This window comes from Mesorhizobium sp. M5C.F.Ca.IN.020.29.1.1 (assembly GCF_003997375.1).
Classification (GTDB): Bacteria; Pseudomonadota; Alphaproteobacteria; order Rhizobiales; family Rhizobiaceae; genus Mesorhizobium; species Mesorhizobium wenxiniae.
In genome coordinates this window covers 1-1,480 of record NZ_RZSW01000931.1, presented here as the reverse complement: position 1 = coordinate 1,480, position 1,480 = coordinate 1, and the positions used below count along the sequence as shown (strand labels likewise).

Genomic DNA, 1,480 nt, shown 5'->3' with positions numbered 1-1,480 from the left:
CTGTCATTCCGCGTGCCGCCGCCTTCGAGGCAGGTTACGACACGAAAGCGCCCGGCATGCAGATCTCGCGTTTCTGCGCCTCTGGCCTGGACGCCATCAATTTCGGCGCGGCCAAGATCGCGCAAGGCGCCGACGAGATCGTCATCGCCGGCGGCGTCGAATCGATGTCGCGCGTCGGCATGGGCGCATCCGGCGGCGCCTGGTTCATGGATCCTTCGGTCGGCCTGCCGGGCTGGTTTGTGCCGCAAGGCATCTCGGCCGATCTGATCGCCACGAAATACGGCTTTTCACGCGACGACGTCGACGCCTATGCGGTCGAGAGCCAGAAGCGCGCCGCCAAAGCCTGGGGCGAACGCCGCTTCAAGAATTCGGTGATCTCGATCAAGGATCAGAACGGCCTGATCATCCTCGACCACGACGAGCACATGCGGCCTTCGACCGATATGCAGTCGCTGGCCGCACTTAACCCGTCCTTCGTCATGCCCGGCGAAATGGGCGGCTTCGATGCCGTCGCGGTGCAGAAGCATCCCGAGGTGGAGGAGGTCAATCACGTCCACCACGCCGGCAATTCGTCCGGCATCGTCGATGGCGCGGCGGCCGTTCTGCTCGGCTCAAAGAAGGCTGGAAAGTCGCTCGGCCTGAAGCCGCGCGCGCGCATCCGAGCATTCGCCAATATCGGCTCGGAACCGGTGCTGATGCTGACCGGTCCAGTCGACGTGACCGAGAAGCTGCTGAAGCGCGCCAGGATGAAGCTGTCGGACATCGACCTATTCGAGCTCAACGAGGCGTTCGCCTCGGTGGTGCTGCGCTACATGCAGGCTTTCGACATTTCGCACGATAGGATCAACGTCAATGGCGGCGCCATCGCCATGGGCCATCCGCTCGGCGCCACAGGTGCGATGATCTTCGGAACGGTGCTGGACGAACTGGAGCGCCGCGACCTGAACACCGCGCTGGTGACGCTCTGCATCGGCGCCGGCATGGGCACCGCAACGATCATCGAACGCGTCTGACGGGAGAAAGACGATGAGCTACACCAACTTCACCCTCGACATCGACGCTGACGGCATCGCGCTGGTCACCTGGGATATGCCTGGCCGCTCGATGAACGTCTTCACCGAAGAAGCGATGCTGGAACTGAACGCCATCGTCGACAAGGTGGCGAGTGACGCGGCGATAAAGGGGGCGGTGATCACCTCCGGCAAGGATAGTTTCTCTGGCGGCGCCGACATCACCATGCTGCAGAAGATGTTGGCGACCTTCGCCGCCGACAAAGCCAAGGACCTGGACAAGGCGACCAAGGCGCTGTTCGAGAATGCCGGCTATATGACCGGCCTGTTCCGCAAACTGGAAACCTCTGGCAAGCCGTGGGTGTCGGCGATCAACGGAACCTGCATGGGCGGCGCATTCGAGTTGTCGCTCGCTTGCCATGGCCGTGTCGCGGCCGATTCCGACAAGGTCAAGATGGCGCTCCCCGAAG

Annotated in this window: 2 protein-coding genes; both read left to right on the top strand. The window is 62.9% G+C overall.

Annotated elements, in window-relative coordinates; all coding sequences use genetic code 11:
• On the top strand, positions 1-1,013 hold a 1,013-nt coding region (locus EOA85_RS35110), incomplete at its 5' end, for an acetyl-CoA C-acetyltransferase (RefSeq protein ID WP_127212718.1).
• A gap of 13 nt (positions 1,014-1,026) precedes the next feature.
• Positions 1,027-1,480: enoyl-CoA hydratase-related protein (locus EOA85_RS35105; RefSeq protein WP_206523465.1), on the top strand; the 454-nt coding region annotated here is incomplete at its 3' end.